This is a genomic window from Oryzihumus sp. JJN4-3R (assembly GCF_057747915.1).
Map to the genome: position 1 here is coordinate 2,079,071 of NZ_CM173229.1, position 13,030 is coordinate 2,092,100.

The following is a 13,030-nucleotide window of genomic DNA, read 5'->3' on the forward strand; positions in this document are numbered from 1 at the left end:
CGGCCTCAGATGTCCCACTCGTCGTCGTGCGTGGCGTCACCGGAGAGCGGGTCGCCGACCATGCCGGCAGCCAGGGTGGCGCCGGTCTGCGGGTCGATGAGCAGGAACGCCCCGGTGCGCCGGCTCCGGGCGTAGGGCTCGGCCACGACGGGGTCGGCCGTGCGCAGCCGGATCCGGCCGATGTCGTTGAGCTGCAGGTCCTCGGCGCCGACGACCCGCACGGTGTCGAGGTCGAGCACGCCGTCGACCGCGCCGACGATCGCCCGCGTGGTGCGGGTCGTGTGCTTGAGCAGCAGCCGGGGCCGCTTGCTCAGCGGCACGTCGGAGAGCCAGCAGACCGTGGCGACCAGGTCGCGGGTGGGCTCCGGCGCCGTGTCGGCGGCGGCGATGAGGTCGCCGCGCGCCACGTCGACCTCGTCGGTCAGGCGCAGCGCGACCGACATCGGCGCGAACGCCTCGGTCAGCTCCCGGCCCGGCCCGCCGAGCTGCGGGGCGTCGATCCCGGCGACGCGGGTGCGGCGACCGCTCGGGAGCACCACCACCTCGTCACCGACCCGGACCACCCCGGAGGCGAGCTGGCCGGCATACCCGCGGTATTCGCGGTGCGCGGCATCGCGGGCCGCGTCCTGCGGACGCAGGACGACCTGGACAGGGAAGCGGAGCTCCTCCGCGGCGGGGTCGTCGGCCACCGGCAGGGTCTCCAGGACCTCGAGCAGGCTGGGCCCGTCGTACCACTCGGTCCGCGAGGACCGGTCCACGACGTTGTCGCCCTCGAGGGCGGAGACGGGGATCGCGCGGACGTCGGGCAGGCCGAGCTCCCGCGCAACGTCGGCGAGCTGGTCGCGCACCTGGGCGAAGACGGCGCCGTCGAAGCCGACGAGGTCGATCTTGTTGACCGCGACGACCACGTGCGGCACGCGCAGCAGCGCGGCGACGGCCAGGTGCCGGCGGGTCTGCTCCAGCACGCCCTTGCGCGCGTCGACCAGCAGCACGACGGCGTCGGCGGTCGAGGCGCCGGTGACCGTGTTGCGGGTGTACTGCACGTGGCCGGGGCAGTCGGCGAGGATGAACGAGCGCTCGGCCGTGGCGAAGTAGCGGTAGGCCACGTCGATGGTGATGCCCTGCTCCCGCTCGGCGCGCAGGCCGTCGGTGAGCAGCGCCAGGTCGGCGTGGGCGAGGCCGCGGTCGCGGGAGACCCGCTCGACGGCGTCGAGCTGGTCGGCCAGCACCGACTTGGAGTCGTGCAGCAGCCGCCCGACGAGGGTGGACTTGCCGTCGTCGACGGACCCGGCGGTCGCCAGGCGCAGCAGGGTGGGCTGGGTCGTGGCCATCAGAAGTAGCCCTCCTTCTTGCGGTCCTCCATGGCGGCCTCGGAGATGCGGTCGTCGGCCCGGGTGGCGCCGCGCTCGGTCAGCCGGGAGGCGGCGACCTCGACGACGACGTCGCTGACGTGGGTGGCGTCGGACTCGACGGCGCCGGTGCAGGACATGTCGCCGACGGTGCGGTAGCGCACCTGCTTGGTCACGACGGCCTCGTGCTCGCGAGGTTGGGAGAACGGCCCGACCGCCAGCCACATGCCGTCGCGGTGGAACACCTCGCGCTCGTGGGCGTAGTAGAGCGGCGGCAGCTCGATGCCCTCGCGGGCGATGTAGCGCCACACGTCCAGCTCGGTCCAGTTGGACAGCGGGAAGACGCGCACGTGCTCACCGGGGCGGTGGCGGCCGTTGTAGAGGTTCCACAGCTCGGGGCGCTGGTTGCGCGGGTCCCAGGCGCCGAACTCGTCGCGCAGGCTGAAGACGCGCTCCTTGGCCCGGGCCTTCTCCTCGTCGCGCCGGCCGCCGCCGAAGACGGCGTCGAAGCGGTGCTCGGTGATGGCGTCCAGCAGCGGCTGGGTCTGCAGCGGGTTGCGCGTGCCGTCGGTGCGCTCGGCCAGGCGGCCGTCGTCGATGTAGTCCTGCACCCGGGCCACCTCGAGACGCACGCCGAGCTTCTCGACCGTGCGGTCGCGGTACTCCAGCACCTCGGGGAAGTTGTGCCCGGTGTCCACGTGCAGCACGGGGAACGGCACCGGCGCCGGCCAGAAGGCCTTGGCCGCGAGGTGCAGCATCAGCACCGAGTCCTTGCCGCCGGAGAAGAGCAGCACGGGCCGCTCGAACTCGGCGACGACCTCGCGGATGATGTGCACCGCCTCGGACTCCAGGGCGTCGAGGTGGTCCAGGGTCAGGGGCTGGGTCAGGGTCTGCGTCTGGCTCATGTGTGGATCCCGCACTCGGTCTTGTCCTTGCCGCTCCAGCGTCCCGACCGGGGGTCGGCGCCGGGAGCGACCTTGTGGGTGCACGGCGCGCACCCGATCGACGGATAGCCCTGCGCCACAAGGGGGTTGCGGGGCAGGTCGTGCTCGGCCTGGTAGGCCTCGACGTCCTCGTCGGACCAGGCCACCAGGGGGTTCACCTTGACCAGGTCGTGCTTGTCGTCCCAGGCCACGACGGGCGTGGTGGCCCGGGTGGGGGCGTCCGCGCGGCGCACGCCGGTCACCCACGCGGCGTGTCCCTCCAGGGCCCGCGCGAGTGGCTCGACCTTGCGCAGGAAGCAGCACAGGTTGGGGTCGCGGTCGTGCAGCCTCGCGCCGTACTCCTGGTCCTGCTCGGCCACGCTCTGCCGCGGCAGCGCCTCGACGACCGCGATCGGCAGCCGGCGCGCGGCCACGTCCCGGGTCTGCAACGTCTCCGCAAAGTGGTAGCCGGTCTGCAGGAACAGCACCTTGACGCCCGGCGACACCCCGGCGAACAGGTGCGGCAGGATCGTGTCCTGCATCGAGGACGCGACGAGCAGGTCGTCCCCGAACTGCGCGACCGCCCACGCCGCAACGGTTTCCGCCGAAGCTCCCTCGAGCTGCCGGTTGGCCGCCGCGATGGCCTCGTCGCGCTCGGCGGGGGTCAGCGCGGACCAGTCCAGCGCCTCGGTCGTGGTCGTCGTCATACGAGCAGCTCCTCATCCGCGCGCAGCGCCCAGGTCGCGAAGCGCTCCCCGGGCTCCCGGTCCTTGACGAAGTTGCGCACCACGCGCTCGATGTAGGCCGGTGCCTCCTCCGCGGTCGTCTTCAGTCCGCGGACCTTGCGGCCGAAGCCGGCGTCGAGGCCGAGGGTGCCGCCGAGGTGGACCTGGAAGCCCTCGACCTCCTGGCCGTCGGCGTCCTTGACCAGCTGGCCCTTGAGGCCGATGTCGGCGACCTGGATGCGCGCGCATGAGTTGGGGCAGCCGTTGACGTGGATCGACAGCGGGACGTCGATGTCGTCGATGACGTCGGCCAGGCGCTCCTCCAGGACCCCGATGGTGCGGGTGGCCATGCCCTTGGTGTCGACGTAGGCGAGCTTGCAGAACTCGATGCCGGTGCACGCCATGGTGTGCCGGCGGAAGACCGAGGGGTTGGCCTCCAGGCCGAGCGCGGCCAGCTTGCGGGTGAGCGTGCCGACCCGGCGCCGGGGCACGTCGAGCACGAGCAGCTTCTGGTGCGGGGTGAGCCGGACCCGTTGCGAGCCGTAGGACTCCACGAGGTCGGCCAGCTCCAGCAGCAGCGTCCCGGAGACGCGCCCCACGGTGGGGGCGACGCCGACGTAGAACTTGCCGTCCTTTTGCTCGTGCGCACCGACGTGGTCGCCCCGGTCCTCGGTCGGCTCGGGGGCCGGGCCGTCGGGCAGGGCGTGGCCGAGGTACTCGGTCTCCAGCACCTCGCGGAACCTCTCCGGGCCCCAGTCGGCGAGCAGGAACTTCAGCCGGGCCTTGTGCCGCATCCGCCGGTAGCCGTAGTCGCGGAAGATCGAGGTGACGCCGGCCCAGACGTCGGGCACCTGCTCCTCGCGGACGAACACGCCCAGGCGCTCGGCCAGGCGGGGGTTGGTCGACAGGCCGCCACCGACCCACAGGTCGAAGCCGGGGCCGAGCTCGGGGTGCTGCACGCCGACGAAGGAGATGTCGTTGATCTCGTGCACGACATCGTTGGTGAGCATCCCGGTGACCGCGGACTTGAACTTGCGCGGCAGGTTGGAGAAGTCGGGGTTGCCGACGTAGCGGCGCTGGATCTCCTCGATCGCCCAGGTCGGGTCGACCAGCTCGTCCTTGCTGATCCCGGCGACCGGCGACCCGAGCACGACGCGGGGGCAGTCGCCGCATGCCTCGGTGGTGAGCAGGCCGACGCCCTCCAGGCGCTGCCAGATCGCGGGGACGTCCTCGACCCGCACCCAGTGCAGCTGGATGTTCTGCCGGTCGGTGATGTCGGCGCTGTCCCGGGCGTAGTCACGGGACACCTCGCCGATCGCGCGCAGCTGCCCGGTGGTCAGGGCGCCGCCGTCGACCCGGACGCGCAGCATGAAGTACTCGTCCTCGAGCTCGTGTGGCTCGAGGTGCCCGGTCTGGCGGCCGTCCAGGCCCTGCTTGCGCTGGGTGTAGAGACCCCACCAGCGGAACCGGCCGTGCAGGTCGTCGGTCGGGATGGAGGCGAAGCCCTCCCGGCTGTAGACCTGCTCGATGCGGGCACGGACGTTGAGGGCGTCGTCCTCGCGCTTGAACCGCTCGTTGGGGTTCAGCGGCTCGGTCTCGCCGAGGGCCCACTGGCCCTGGCCGCCGGAGGTGCCGCGGGCACGGGTCGCCCGCTCAGCCGTTGCAGTCATAACCAAAAGTTTGCCATGCCCCAACGCGAACTAATGAATGCGTGTCACCATCCGGGATCGGCGAATTCCCACGTCAGCGGTAGGGAATCGCCCGGTTCGCCCCCTTAGCCGGCCCGACAAAGGTGACAAGTCGGCATACTCCATTGCCCCCCGAGGGAGGGCTGACCGCACACTGGTCGCCATGACCTCCCCGGCCTCCCCCGACCCCGTCCTCATCACCGGCTGCTCGTCCGGCATCGGCGAGGCCATGGCCCTGATGCTGGTCCGCGCCGGCCACACCGTCTACGCCACCGCACGCCGCCCCGAGACCCTGGCCGACCTCGAGATCGCCGGCGCGAAGATCCTGGCGCTCGACGTCACCTCCGAGGAGTCGATGGCCGCCGCGGTCAAGGCCGTCGAGGACGTGCACGGCAGCGTCGGGACGCTGATCAACAACGCGGGGTTCGGCGAGTACGGCCCGATCGAGGAGACCGACCTGGGCCGGGTCCGGGCGATGTTCGAGACCAACGTCTTCGGCCTGGCCCGGCTCACCCAGCTGGTCCTGCCGGGCATGCGCCGCGCCGGTCGCGGCCGCATCATCAACATCAGCTCGATGGGCGGGCGGATCGTCTTCCCGGTCGGCGGCTACTACCACGCGAGCAAGTACGCCGTGGAGGCCATCAGCGACGCACTGCGGGTCGAGGTCAAGCCGTTCGGCCTCGACGTCGTTGTCGTCGAGCCGGGCCTGATCCGCACCCGGTTCGAGAGCCGCGTGCACGAAGGCATCGCCGCGGACAGCGGGCTGGGTCAGGAGCAGAGCGCGTATGCCGGGTTGCTGGCTGCCAACGCCCGCGCCACCACCGAGAACTACGCCGACACCAACAAGCTGGCCGTCGGCCCGGACGCGGTCGCCAAGGTCGTGCTCAAGGCGGTCGAGGCCGACCGCCCCCGCACGCGCTACGTCGTGACGCCGGCGGCCAAGGCGATGATCGGGCTGCGCCGACTCGGCGGCGACCGGGTCTGGGACACGTTCGTGCGCCAGCAGTTCAAGCTCTGAGCGTCACCGCCCTGGGCTAGCGTCAGGGCATGGCTGAGCACCCGGTCCCCGAGCCCGCCGAGGCGTTGCGCCGCATCGCGTTCCTGCTCGAGCGCTCCCGCGCCGGGACCTACCGGGTCAAGGCGTTCCGCGGGGCGGCGGCGACGGTCCGCGCGACCGACCCCGAGGAGCTGCGCAGCCGCGCCGAGGTCGGCACGCTGACCGACCTGCCCGGCATCGGGTCGGCGACCGAGGCGGTTATCCGGGAGGCGCTGGGAGGTGAGGTCCCGGCATACCTGAAGTCGTTGGAGGACAAGGCTTCCGGGCCCCTGGTGACGGGCGGGGAGGACGTGCGGGCGGCGCTGCGCGGCGACCTGCACTGCCACTCCGACTGGTCCGACGGCGGGTCCCCCATCGAGGAGATGGTGGTGACCGCGATGGAGCTGGGCCACGACTACCTCGTGCTGACCGACCACTCGCCGCGGCTGAGGGTGGCCAACGGCCTGTCCGTCGAGCGGCTCACCAAGCAGCTCGGGGTGATCGACGCGGTCAACGAGCACCTCGACGGCAGCTTCCGGCTGCTCAAGGGGATCGAGGTCGACATCCTCGACGACGGCGAGCTCGACCAGACGCCCGAGATGCTCGGCAGGCTCGACGTCGTCGTCGCCTCGGTGCACTCCAAGCTGAAGATGAACGCCGGGCCGATGACCAGGCGGATGGTCACCGCGGTGTCGAACCCGCGGGTCAACGTCCTGGGGCACTGCACCGGCCGGCTCGTCGAGGGCGAGCGGGGGACGCGCGAGCAGAGCAGCTTCGACGCCGCGGCGGTGTTCGCGGCGTGCGCGGAGCACGACGTCGCGGTCGAGATCAACTCCCGGCCCGAGCGGGCCGACCCGCCGGACGACCTGCTCGCGATGGCCGTGGAGGAGGGCTGCCTGTTCTCGATCGACAGCGACGCCCACGCGCCGGGGCAGCTGGACTTCCTGGCCTACGGGTGCGAGCGGGCCCAGCGCCTCGGCGTGCCGGTCGAGCGGATCGTCAACACCTGGGAGGTCGACCGGCTGCTGGCGTGGGCGAAGCCGTGACCTCACCCGCCGGCTGACGGGTCGCTGCCGAACGGGCTCACGGGCAGCTCGATCCGCGCCTCCGGCAGTGCCGGGATCGACCCGTGTCGCCCGTTTTGGAGATCGGGGCGCTCCTCCCCTATGCTTCACGAGTCCTCGACGGATCCGAGCTGGTCGCTCGACAGCGGCGGGGGTCCTGACAGGTCGGAAGATCCCAGGTCCCCATCGTCTAGCGGCCTAGGACCCCGCCCTTTCACGGCGGTAGCACGGGTTCGAATCCCGTTGGGGATACGCAGTAACATGGCATCACCAAGGCCCCGTAGCGCAGTTGGTTAGCGCGCCGCCCTGTCACGGCGGAGGTCGCCGGTTCGAGCCCGGTCGGGGTCGCTCGAGTAGGACCAAGGACGCCGCTCCCCACACGGGGGGCGGCGTTCTTCGTCTGCCGGGGGCCCGAGACCACATCGTTGCGACCTGCTTGATGCATCAACGATAGGCTCGGCCAACCCGACAAACCGGACACCCCTCCTGCGCTGCGCCGCCGCGGCCGACCGGTCCCTGTCACCGTCCCCCTCTGTCTGCCCCGAGGTAGGTCATCGTGACAATCGCGGTCATCGGCGCCGGGTTCGCCGGCCTGAGCACGGCCAAGGTCCTGCGCCAGGTCGGCTTCGACGTCGTCGTCCTCGAGAAGGCGCCCGACGTCGGCGGGGTGTGGAGCCGGACGCGGCGCTACCCGGGGCTGCGCACGCAGAACAACAAGGGCTCCTACCGGCTCTCGGACCACCCGATGCCGCGCTCGTTCCCGGAGTGGCCGAGCGGGGAGCAGGTGCAGTCCTACCTCGAGTCCTACGTCGAGCGGTTCGACCTGGCGGGCTGCCTGCGCCTGGGCACCGAGGTCACCCGCGCCTCCCTGGCCGAGGACGGCGGCTCGTGGGAGATCGCCTCCCGGGGCCCCGACGGTCAGTTCACCATCGAGACGTTCGAGCAGATGGTCGTGGCCAACGGGATCTTCTCCACGCCGAAGGTGCCGCCGCTGCCCGGGCTGGAGGAGTTCCGCGCCGCCGGTGGCCGGGTCTGCGCCCCCGGTGAGATCCACGACGTCGAGGAGGCCCGCGGGCGGGACGTCGTGGTCCTCGGCTACGGCAAGTCGGCCTGCGACGTCGCGGTGCCCGTCAGTGACGTCGCGACGAGCACCACCGTCGTGGCGCGGCAGCTGCTGTGGAAGATGCCGACGAGGCTGCAGGGCGTCCTCAACTACAAGTACCTCATGCTGACCCGGCTCGGGGAGGCGCTGTTCCGCTGGATCCGGCCGACCGGGTTCGAGGCCTTCCTGCACGGCGCCGGCGACGGCGTGCGCCGCCGGATGCTCGGCAGCGTGCAGTCGGTCGCCACCCGCCAGCTCGGCCTGGAGCGGCTCGGCCTGGTGCCCGACGGGACGTTCGAGGACATCGCCCGCAGCACCGTCTCGCTGACGACCGACGGCTTCTACGAGCGCGTCGGCGCCGGCACCATCGAGGTCCGCCGCGACCGCGTCGTCGAGCGCCTCCTGGAGAAGGACGGCCGCCCGCACGTCGAGCTCAGCGACGGTGAGGTCCTCCCCGCCGACGTCCTCGTCTGCGCCACCGGCTTCCGCCAGGAGGTGCCGTTCCTCGACGCCGACGTGCAGCGCCGGATCACCGACGAGCGCGGCAACTTCCAGCTGTGGCGCCAGATCCAGCCGCTGACCGTGCCGCGGCTGTTCTTCTCCGGCTACAACTCCTCGTTCTTCAGCCCGCTCGGCGCCGAGATGGCGGCGGTGTGGATCGCCGACCTGCTCATCGGCGGCCACGAGCTGCCGCCGCTGGAGGAGCGCCGCACGACCGTGCAGGGGCGCCTCGCGTGGATGGAGGAGCGCACCGACGGCCACCACGCCCGCGGCACGAACATCATTCCCTTCTCGCTGCACAACATCGACGAGGTGCTCGACGACACCGGCCTGAACGTGGGCCCGGCCCGGCGCGCACTCCAGTGGCTCATGCCACTGGACCCCGCGGCATACAGCGGGGTCACCCGCCGTCTGGTGGAGCGTCGGGAGCGCCTCGCGCCGAACCGCGAGGCGGCGCCGGTGCCGTCCGCTCTCTGACGGCTCACTCCTCCGCGGCCTCCAGCCGGCCGTCGGCGACCGCGGCGACGAACGCGGCGTGGTCGGCGACGGCCTGGCCGGCGTAGGCCACGGCGAAGTCGCCGGCCGCCTCGTCGAACGAGGCGCCGTTGCCGAGGTAGCCGGTGACCGCGACGGCGTCGCCGGAGCGGGCGTGGGCGTGCGCCAGGGTCCAGCCGCAGACCCCGGCGAAGTCGAGCAGGCCCTTGGCGTCCAGCGCGCCGACGTCGGCCGAGCCCTTCAGGTCCGGCAGCTGGCGCCAGTAGTGCTGCGGCCTCGTGGGCGTCGAGCCCGCGGACCAGCCGAGGAAGAGGTCGGAGGCGGCCTGCAGCAGCCGCTGCCCCTCGACGATCCGCTGACCCTCGTGGGTGACCGGCTCGGCCGGCAGGTGCGGCGCCAGGGCCGACGGCCCCGCCTCCCTGACCTGGAGCAGCAGGGCCTCCCCGCGGTCCACCCCCTCGAGGAGGACGACGTAACAGCGGGTCCCGACGCTGCCCACGCCGACGACCTTGAGGGCGAGGTCGCGGAACGCGAACCGCGTCGCCAGGCGGCGACGGTCGACCGGCAAGGCGGCCAGGTAGCCGCCGAAGTGCGCCCGGACCTCGCGCATGACCTCGGCCGGGTTGTCCGTGACCAGCTCCCGGGCAGGGAGGAGCAGCCGCGGCTCGTGGCGCAGCCGCCGCCGGCCGTCGACGACCTCGGTCAGCCGCGAGAGCGCCCGTTCGCTGGTCCGCCTGCGCGCCGCGACCGCTCGCTCGTCGACCCGCCGGCGCCCGTGGCGGCGCGCGAGTGCGCGCAGGTCCGGCAGGGCGAGCTGGGCGTACCAGACGTCGAGCGCGGGGCGGCTGGCGAAGTCGGCCGTCGCTTCCCGGTATGCGCGGACCGAGCGGACCGCGGCCGCCCTCCCCACGCCGGTGCCGAGTCCGTTGTCCAGTGCGGCGAGGACGGCGCTGGCCGCGAGGCGCTTGACGTCCCACTCCCAGGGGCCGGGCATCGTCTCGTCGAAGTCGACGAGGTCGAAGACCTGCCGCCGCTCGGGGGAGGCCACCGTGCCGAAGTTGGACAGGTGAGCATCACCGCAGAGCTGGACCTCGATGCCGGTCGCCGGCGTGGACGCAAGATCGGCGGCCATCAGGGCGGGCGACCCGCGGAAGAAGGCGAACGGGGACTGGGCCATCCGCCGGTGCCGCTCCGGCAGCAGCTCCGGGATCCGGCCCCACTCGTCCTCGACGACGGCCTCGACCGGGTCCTGCCGTCCGTGCGGGGGTCGCCAGGCGGCGTGGGCACCACGCGACACCTCCCGGCGCAGGGCCCTCCCCTCGGCGCGGCGCTGCTCCGCCACCTCGGTCATCATCGCGCCCACACCCCCTCCGGATCGTGCCGCCACGATGGTCTCCCCGTGAGGATGCTGTGAGCCTCCGCCAACCGGCGGAGGCCAGCCCATCGTCCGGGGGTGACCGCGCCCCTCGACCTGCGGTGGCCGGCCCGCAGCTCCTGCGCTGAGCGGCCCTCTCCCCCGGCGTCGGCGGCACTGCCTCGCATGGGCTATCCTCGTGCCGTCGCGGATGCGCTCCCCTGCAGTCCTGCAGGCTCGGGCCACCGCGAATGCATTGCCAAGGCCAGGTAGCTCAGTTGGTACGAGCGTCCGACTGAAAATCGGAAGGTCGGCGGTTCGACCCCGCCCCTGGCCACCACCGAAAACCGCAGGTCAGATTCCCTCTGACCTGCGGTTTTGTGTTCCAACCCCGCGTGTGGTGGCCCAGTGCCCTCACTGCGGCGGCCTGGTCTTCGCCACCGTCGACGGCGGGGCCGCTGATGGTGGACCAATGTCCCCCAAGGGGGACGGTTCAGCCGCCTAGCGTGTGAAGTGGCACGACCCTGCTCCCGGCATCCCCCTGTCTGGTCGAGCGGGGTCGTGTCCGACGACTCGAGAAGGCCACGCGCTCCCCACCGGCGGGCTGGGGGCTTGACCGGCTCGGAGGTCCGCCGGATGCTGCGGCGTCGGGTCGGCGGCTCGAGGGGTGAGCAGACAGGCTCGCTGTGACCGGGCGCCGGGCGAGGACCTCAGGACTGTCCACCGCCTCTGGGATGTCGTTGTCGAGTACGTGGCCAGAGCTCAGCAGGGCCCAGACGGTCTTGCCCTCCACGCCGTGGAGCATGGCACCCCATTCGGTGCTCAGGCCGTCGATCAGCTGGAGGCCTCGTCCGGTGGTGGCGTGACGGTTCCTCGCCCGTCGTGGCATGTGAGTCGATCCGTCGGTCACGCTGAGGCGCAGCTTCTGCTTCCCTGAGGTCGAGAGCCGAACGGTGAAGTCGGTGCCGGCGTGTATCACCGCGTTGGTTGCCAGCTCGCTGAGAACCACCGCGGCCGGATCGCCGAGCGTCTGGAGGCCCCACAGGTCCAGCGTCTCGCGCAGGAAGCGCCGGGTGTGGGAGACGGAGACTGGGGCGGGCGGCCACGTTTGCTCCCGTGACCAGGAATGCGTGTTGCGATACATGATGCAGCGCCATGAGTAGGTTCTGCGCCGGCCCTGCCCTTGGCCACCGCGAAGCAGTGCCTGTTCCCTGACTGGGCTCTGACTGTCTTCGACACTACGCCTGATTTGCGGTCCCGATCGTCGGAGGTCGCGGGCTGGACGCGTCGCCAGCAATCGGCGCGACTCATGGCGGGAGCGACCGTCCCGTCACCGCCCACGCTGCCTCCGTCGACGGACGAGCCCGGCGTGGTTGCAGTCGCGTGCCGAAGGCGCTCGGCCGGCCGATAGCATCGTCGGGTGGCGATGAAACAGCAGGTGGTGAGGCCCGCCGCGAATACCGATCCGGACGAGGGTTCCGCGCTGTCGGCGGCGGCGTGCATGTTCCGGAGCCTGGGTGACCCGGCCAGGCTGGCGATCGTGCAGCACCTGGCTCTGGGTGAGCACCGGGTGCGGGACCTGACGGAGCACCTGGGGCTGGCGCAGTCGACGGTGTCGGCGCATCTCGCGTGCTTGCGGGACTGCGGCCTGGTGACCTCTCGGCCGCAGGGTCGGGCGTCGATGTTCTCCTTGGCCCATCCGGAGCTGTTCGCGCTGCTGTCTGCGGCGGAGAAGCTGCTGGCGGCGACCGGTGACGCGGTGGTGCTGTGCCCCACCTTCGGCGACGGACGGAGCAACCCCTGATGGGCGCCGGACACGACCACTCCCACGGCACCGCCACCGGCGCCCACCGCAAGCGGCTGCTCGGCGTCCTCGCGATCACCGTGACCGTGATGATCGCGGAGGTCATCGGTGGCCTGGTCTCCGGCTCCCTGGCCCTGCTGGCCGATGCCGGCCACATGCTCACCGATGCCGCCGGGGTGGGACTGGCCCTGCTGGCCGCCGCGTTCGCCGCTCGCCCCGCCACCCCGGAGCGCACCTTCGGCTACCAGCGCTTCGAGATCCTCGCGGCCGTGGTCAACGCGCTTCTGCTGTTCGCCGTCGCCGGGTACGTGCTCATCGAGGCGGTCCGGCGGTTCACCTCGCCCCCGGAGGTCTCCACCGGGGTGATGCTGCTCGTGGCCGTCGTGGGCCTGGTCGCCAACACCGGCTCCCTGCTGCTGCTGCGTGGTGGGCAGGCGGAGTCCCTGAACGTCCGCGGGGCCTACCTGGAGGTCCTGGGTGACCTGCTCGGCTCCGCGGCCGTCATCGTCGCCGCCATCGTCATCCGCCTGACCGGCTTCCTCCAGGCCGACGCCATCGCCTCCGTGGTCATCGGGTTCATGATCCTGCCGCGCACCTGGGCCCTGCTGCGCGACGCCGTCGACGTCCTGCTGGAGGCCACCCCCAAGGGGGTCGACCTGACCGAGGTCCGCCAGCACATCACCGACACCCCCGGCGTCCTGGACGTGCACGACCTGCACGCCTGGACCATCACCAGCGGCCTGCCCGTGCTCTCCGCGCACATCGTCGTCGCCGACGATGCCCTCGCCGACGGCGGTGGCGGCCGGGTGCTGGACCAGCTCGGGCAGTGCCTGGCCGGCCACTTCGACGTCGAGCACTGCACCTTCCAGCTCGAGGCCCCGGGCCACCGCGAACACGAAGCGTCCCACCACGCCTGAGCCCGGGTGCCGCCTGCGGATCGCCGACGAAAGGACGTCTGGCCCGGGGCGAACGACTCTGCCCACCAGCCC

At 72.0% G+C, this 13,030-nt stretch carries 11 protein-coding genes and 3 tRNA genes; 8 read left to right on the forward strand and 6 right to left on the reverse strand.

Annotated features, from left to right (window positions below; all coding sequences use genetic code 11):
- Positions 1-5: 5 nt before the first annotated feature.
- From AC3ANM_RS09665 to AC3ANM_RS09680, 4 genes are read right to left on the reverse strand one after another with little or no spacing between them, the layout of a single operon-like run.
- On the reverse strand, positions 6-1,331 hold the full coding sequence (locus AC3ANM_RS09665; protein ID WP_488284204.1) for a sulfate adenylyltransferase subunit 1: 1,326 nt from the start codon (positions 1,329-1,331) through the stop codon (positions 6-8).
- Positions 1,331-2,254 (reverse strand): sulfate adenylyltransferase subunit CysD, encoded by a 924-nt coding sequence (cysD, locus tag AC3ANM_RS09670; RefSeq protein WP_488284205.1) that lies wholly within the window; start codon positions 2,252-2,254, stop codon positions 1,331-1,333. The genes AC3ANM_RS09665 and cysD overlap by 1 nt, the downstream gene beginning before the upstream one ends.
- Entirely contained in the window at positions 2,251-2,979 is a 729-nt protein-coding gene (locus tag AC3ANM_RS09675) for a phosphoadenylyl-sulfate reductase (RefSeq protein WP_488284206.1), read from the reverse strand. The genes cysD and AC3ANM_RS09675 overlap by 4 nt, the downstream gene beginning before the upstream one ends.
- Positions 2,976-4,667: a nitrite/sulfite reductase gene (locus AC3ANM_RS09680; RefSeq protein ID WP_488284207.1), complete on the reverse strand. Its 1,692-nt coding sequence runs from the start codon at positions 4,665-4,667 to the stop codon at positions 2,976-2,978. The genes AC3ANM_RS09675 and AC3ANM_RS09680 overlap by 4 nt, the downstream gene beginning before the upstream one ends.
- Positions 4,668-4,848: 181 nt before the next feature.
- Here AC3ANM_RS09680 and AC3ANM_RS09685 point away from each other — a divergent pair, with 181 nt between their 5' ends.
- The 5 genes from AC3ANM_RS09685 (at position 4,849) to AC3ANM_RS09705 (ending at position 8,865) form a co-directional block, all read left to right on the forward strand.
- Positions 4,849-5,703: an oxidoreductase gene (locus AC3ANM_RS09685; protein ID WP_488284208.1), complete on the forward strand. Its 855-nt coding sequence runs from the start codon at positions 4,849-4,851 to the stop codon at positions 5,701-5,703.
- 29 nt (positions 5,704-5,732) lie between these two features.
- A complete protein-coding gene (locus AC3ANM_RS09690; RefSeq protein ID WP_488284209.1) occupies positions 5,733-6,767 on the forward strand; it encodes a PHP domain-containing protein in 1,035 nt (344 codons plus the stop codon).
- A 197-nt stretch (positions 6,768-6,964) separates the two neighbouring features.
- Positions 6,965-7,037, forward strand: a tRNA-Glu gene (locus AC3ANM_RS09695).
- A 22-nt stretch (positions 7,038-7,059) separates the two neighbouring features.
- Positions 7,060-7,133 (forward strand) — tRNA-Asp (locus AC3ANM_RS09700).
- Positions 7,134-7,341: 208 nt separating this feature from the next.
- Positions 7,342-8,865, forward strand: coding sequence for a flavin-containing monooxygenase (locus AC3ANM_RS09705; protein WP_488284210.1), 1,524 nt, complete (start codon positions 7,342-7,344; stop codon positions 8,863-8,865).
- A gap of 4 nt (positions 8,866-8,869) precedes the next feature.
- Here AC3ANM_RS09705 and AC3ANM_RS09710 read toward each other — a convergent pair whose 3' ends face one another.
- Positions 8,870-10,270 (reverse strand): DUF2252 domain-containing protein, encoded by a 1,401-nt coding sequence (locus AC3ANM_RS09710; RefSeq protein WP_488284211.1) that lies wholly within the window; start codon positions 10,268-10,270, stop codon positions 8,870-8,872.
- 230 nt (positions 10,271-10,500) lie between these two features.
- Between AC3ANM_RS09710 and AC3ANM_RS09715 the strand changes: the two genes are divergently transcribed.
- Positions 10,501-10,577 (forward strand) — tRNA-Phe (locus tag AC3ANM_RS09715).
- Positions 10,578-10,730: 153 nt separating this feature from the next.
- Here the strand turns inward: AC3ANM_RS09715 and AC3ANM_RS09720 are convergent.
- Positions 10,731-11,381, reverse strand: a complete 651-nt coding sequence (locus AC3ANM_RS09720) for an ATP-binding protein (protein WP_488284212.1) — start codon at positions 11,379-11,381, stop codon at positions 10,731-10,733.
- Positions 11,382-11,663: 282 nt separating this feature from the next.
- Between AC3ANM_RS09720 and AC3ANM_RS09725 the strand changes: the two genes are divergently transcribed.
- On the forward strand, positions 11,664-12,041 hold the full coding sequence (locus AC3ANM_RS09725) for an ArsR/SmtB family transcription factor (protein ID WP_488284213.1): 378 nt from the start codon (positions 11,664-11,666) through the stop codon (positions 12,039-12,041).
- A complete protein-coding gene (locus tag AC3ANM_RS09730; RefSeq protein ID WP_488284214.1) occupies positions 12,041-12,958 on the forward strand; it encodes a cation diffusion facilitator family transporter in 918 nt (305 codons plus the stop codon). Before AC3ANM_RS09725 ends, AC3ANM_RS09730 begins: the two co-directional genes overlap by 1 nt.
- The last annotated feature ends 72 nt before the right edge of the window (positions 12,959-13,030 follow it).

What these genes read in the sequence shown, in the direction of transcription:
- AC3ANM_RS09665 (WP_488284204.1), bottom strand. Translation starts at nt 1,331, where the DNA reads ATGGCCACGACCCAGCCCACCCTGCTGCGCCTGGCGACCGCCGGGTCC.
- cysD (WP_488284205.1), bottom strand. Translation starts at nt 2,254, where the DNA reads ATGAGCCAGACGCAGACCCTGACCCAGCCCCTGACCCTGGACCACCTC.
- AC3ANM_RS09675 (WP_488284206.1), bottom strand. Translation starts at nt 2,979, where the DNA reads ATGACGACGACCACGACCGAGGCGCTGGACTGGTCCGCGCTGACCCCC.
- AC3ANM_RS09680 (WP_488284207.1), bottom strand. Translation starts at nt 4,667, where the DNA reads ATGACTGCAACGGCTGAGCGGGCGACCCGTGCCCGCGGCACCTCCGGC.
- AC3ANM_RS09685 (WP_488284208.1), top strand. Translation starts at nt 4,849, where the DNA reads ATGACCTCCCCGGCCTCCCCCGACCCCGTCCTCATCACCGGCTGCTCG.
- AC3ANM_RS09690 (WP_488284209.1), top strand. Translation starts at nt 5,733, where the DNA reads ATGGCTGAGCACCCGGTCCCCGAGCCCGCCGAGGCGTTGCGCCGCATC.
- AC3ANM_RS09720 (WP_488284212.1), bottom strand. Translation starts at nt 11,381, where the DNA reads ATGTATCGCAACACGCATTCCTGGTCACGGGAGCAAACGTGGCCGCCC.
- AC3ANM_RS09725 (WP_488284213.1), top strand. Translation starts at nt 11,664, where the DNA reads ATGAAACAGCAGGTGGTGAGGCCCGCCGCGAATACCGATCCGGACGAG.
- AC3ANM_RS09730 (WP_488284214.1), top strand. Translation starts at nt 12,041, where the DNA reads ATGGGCGCCGGACACGACCACTCCCACGGCACCGCCACCGGCGCCCAC.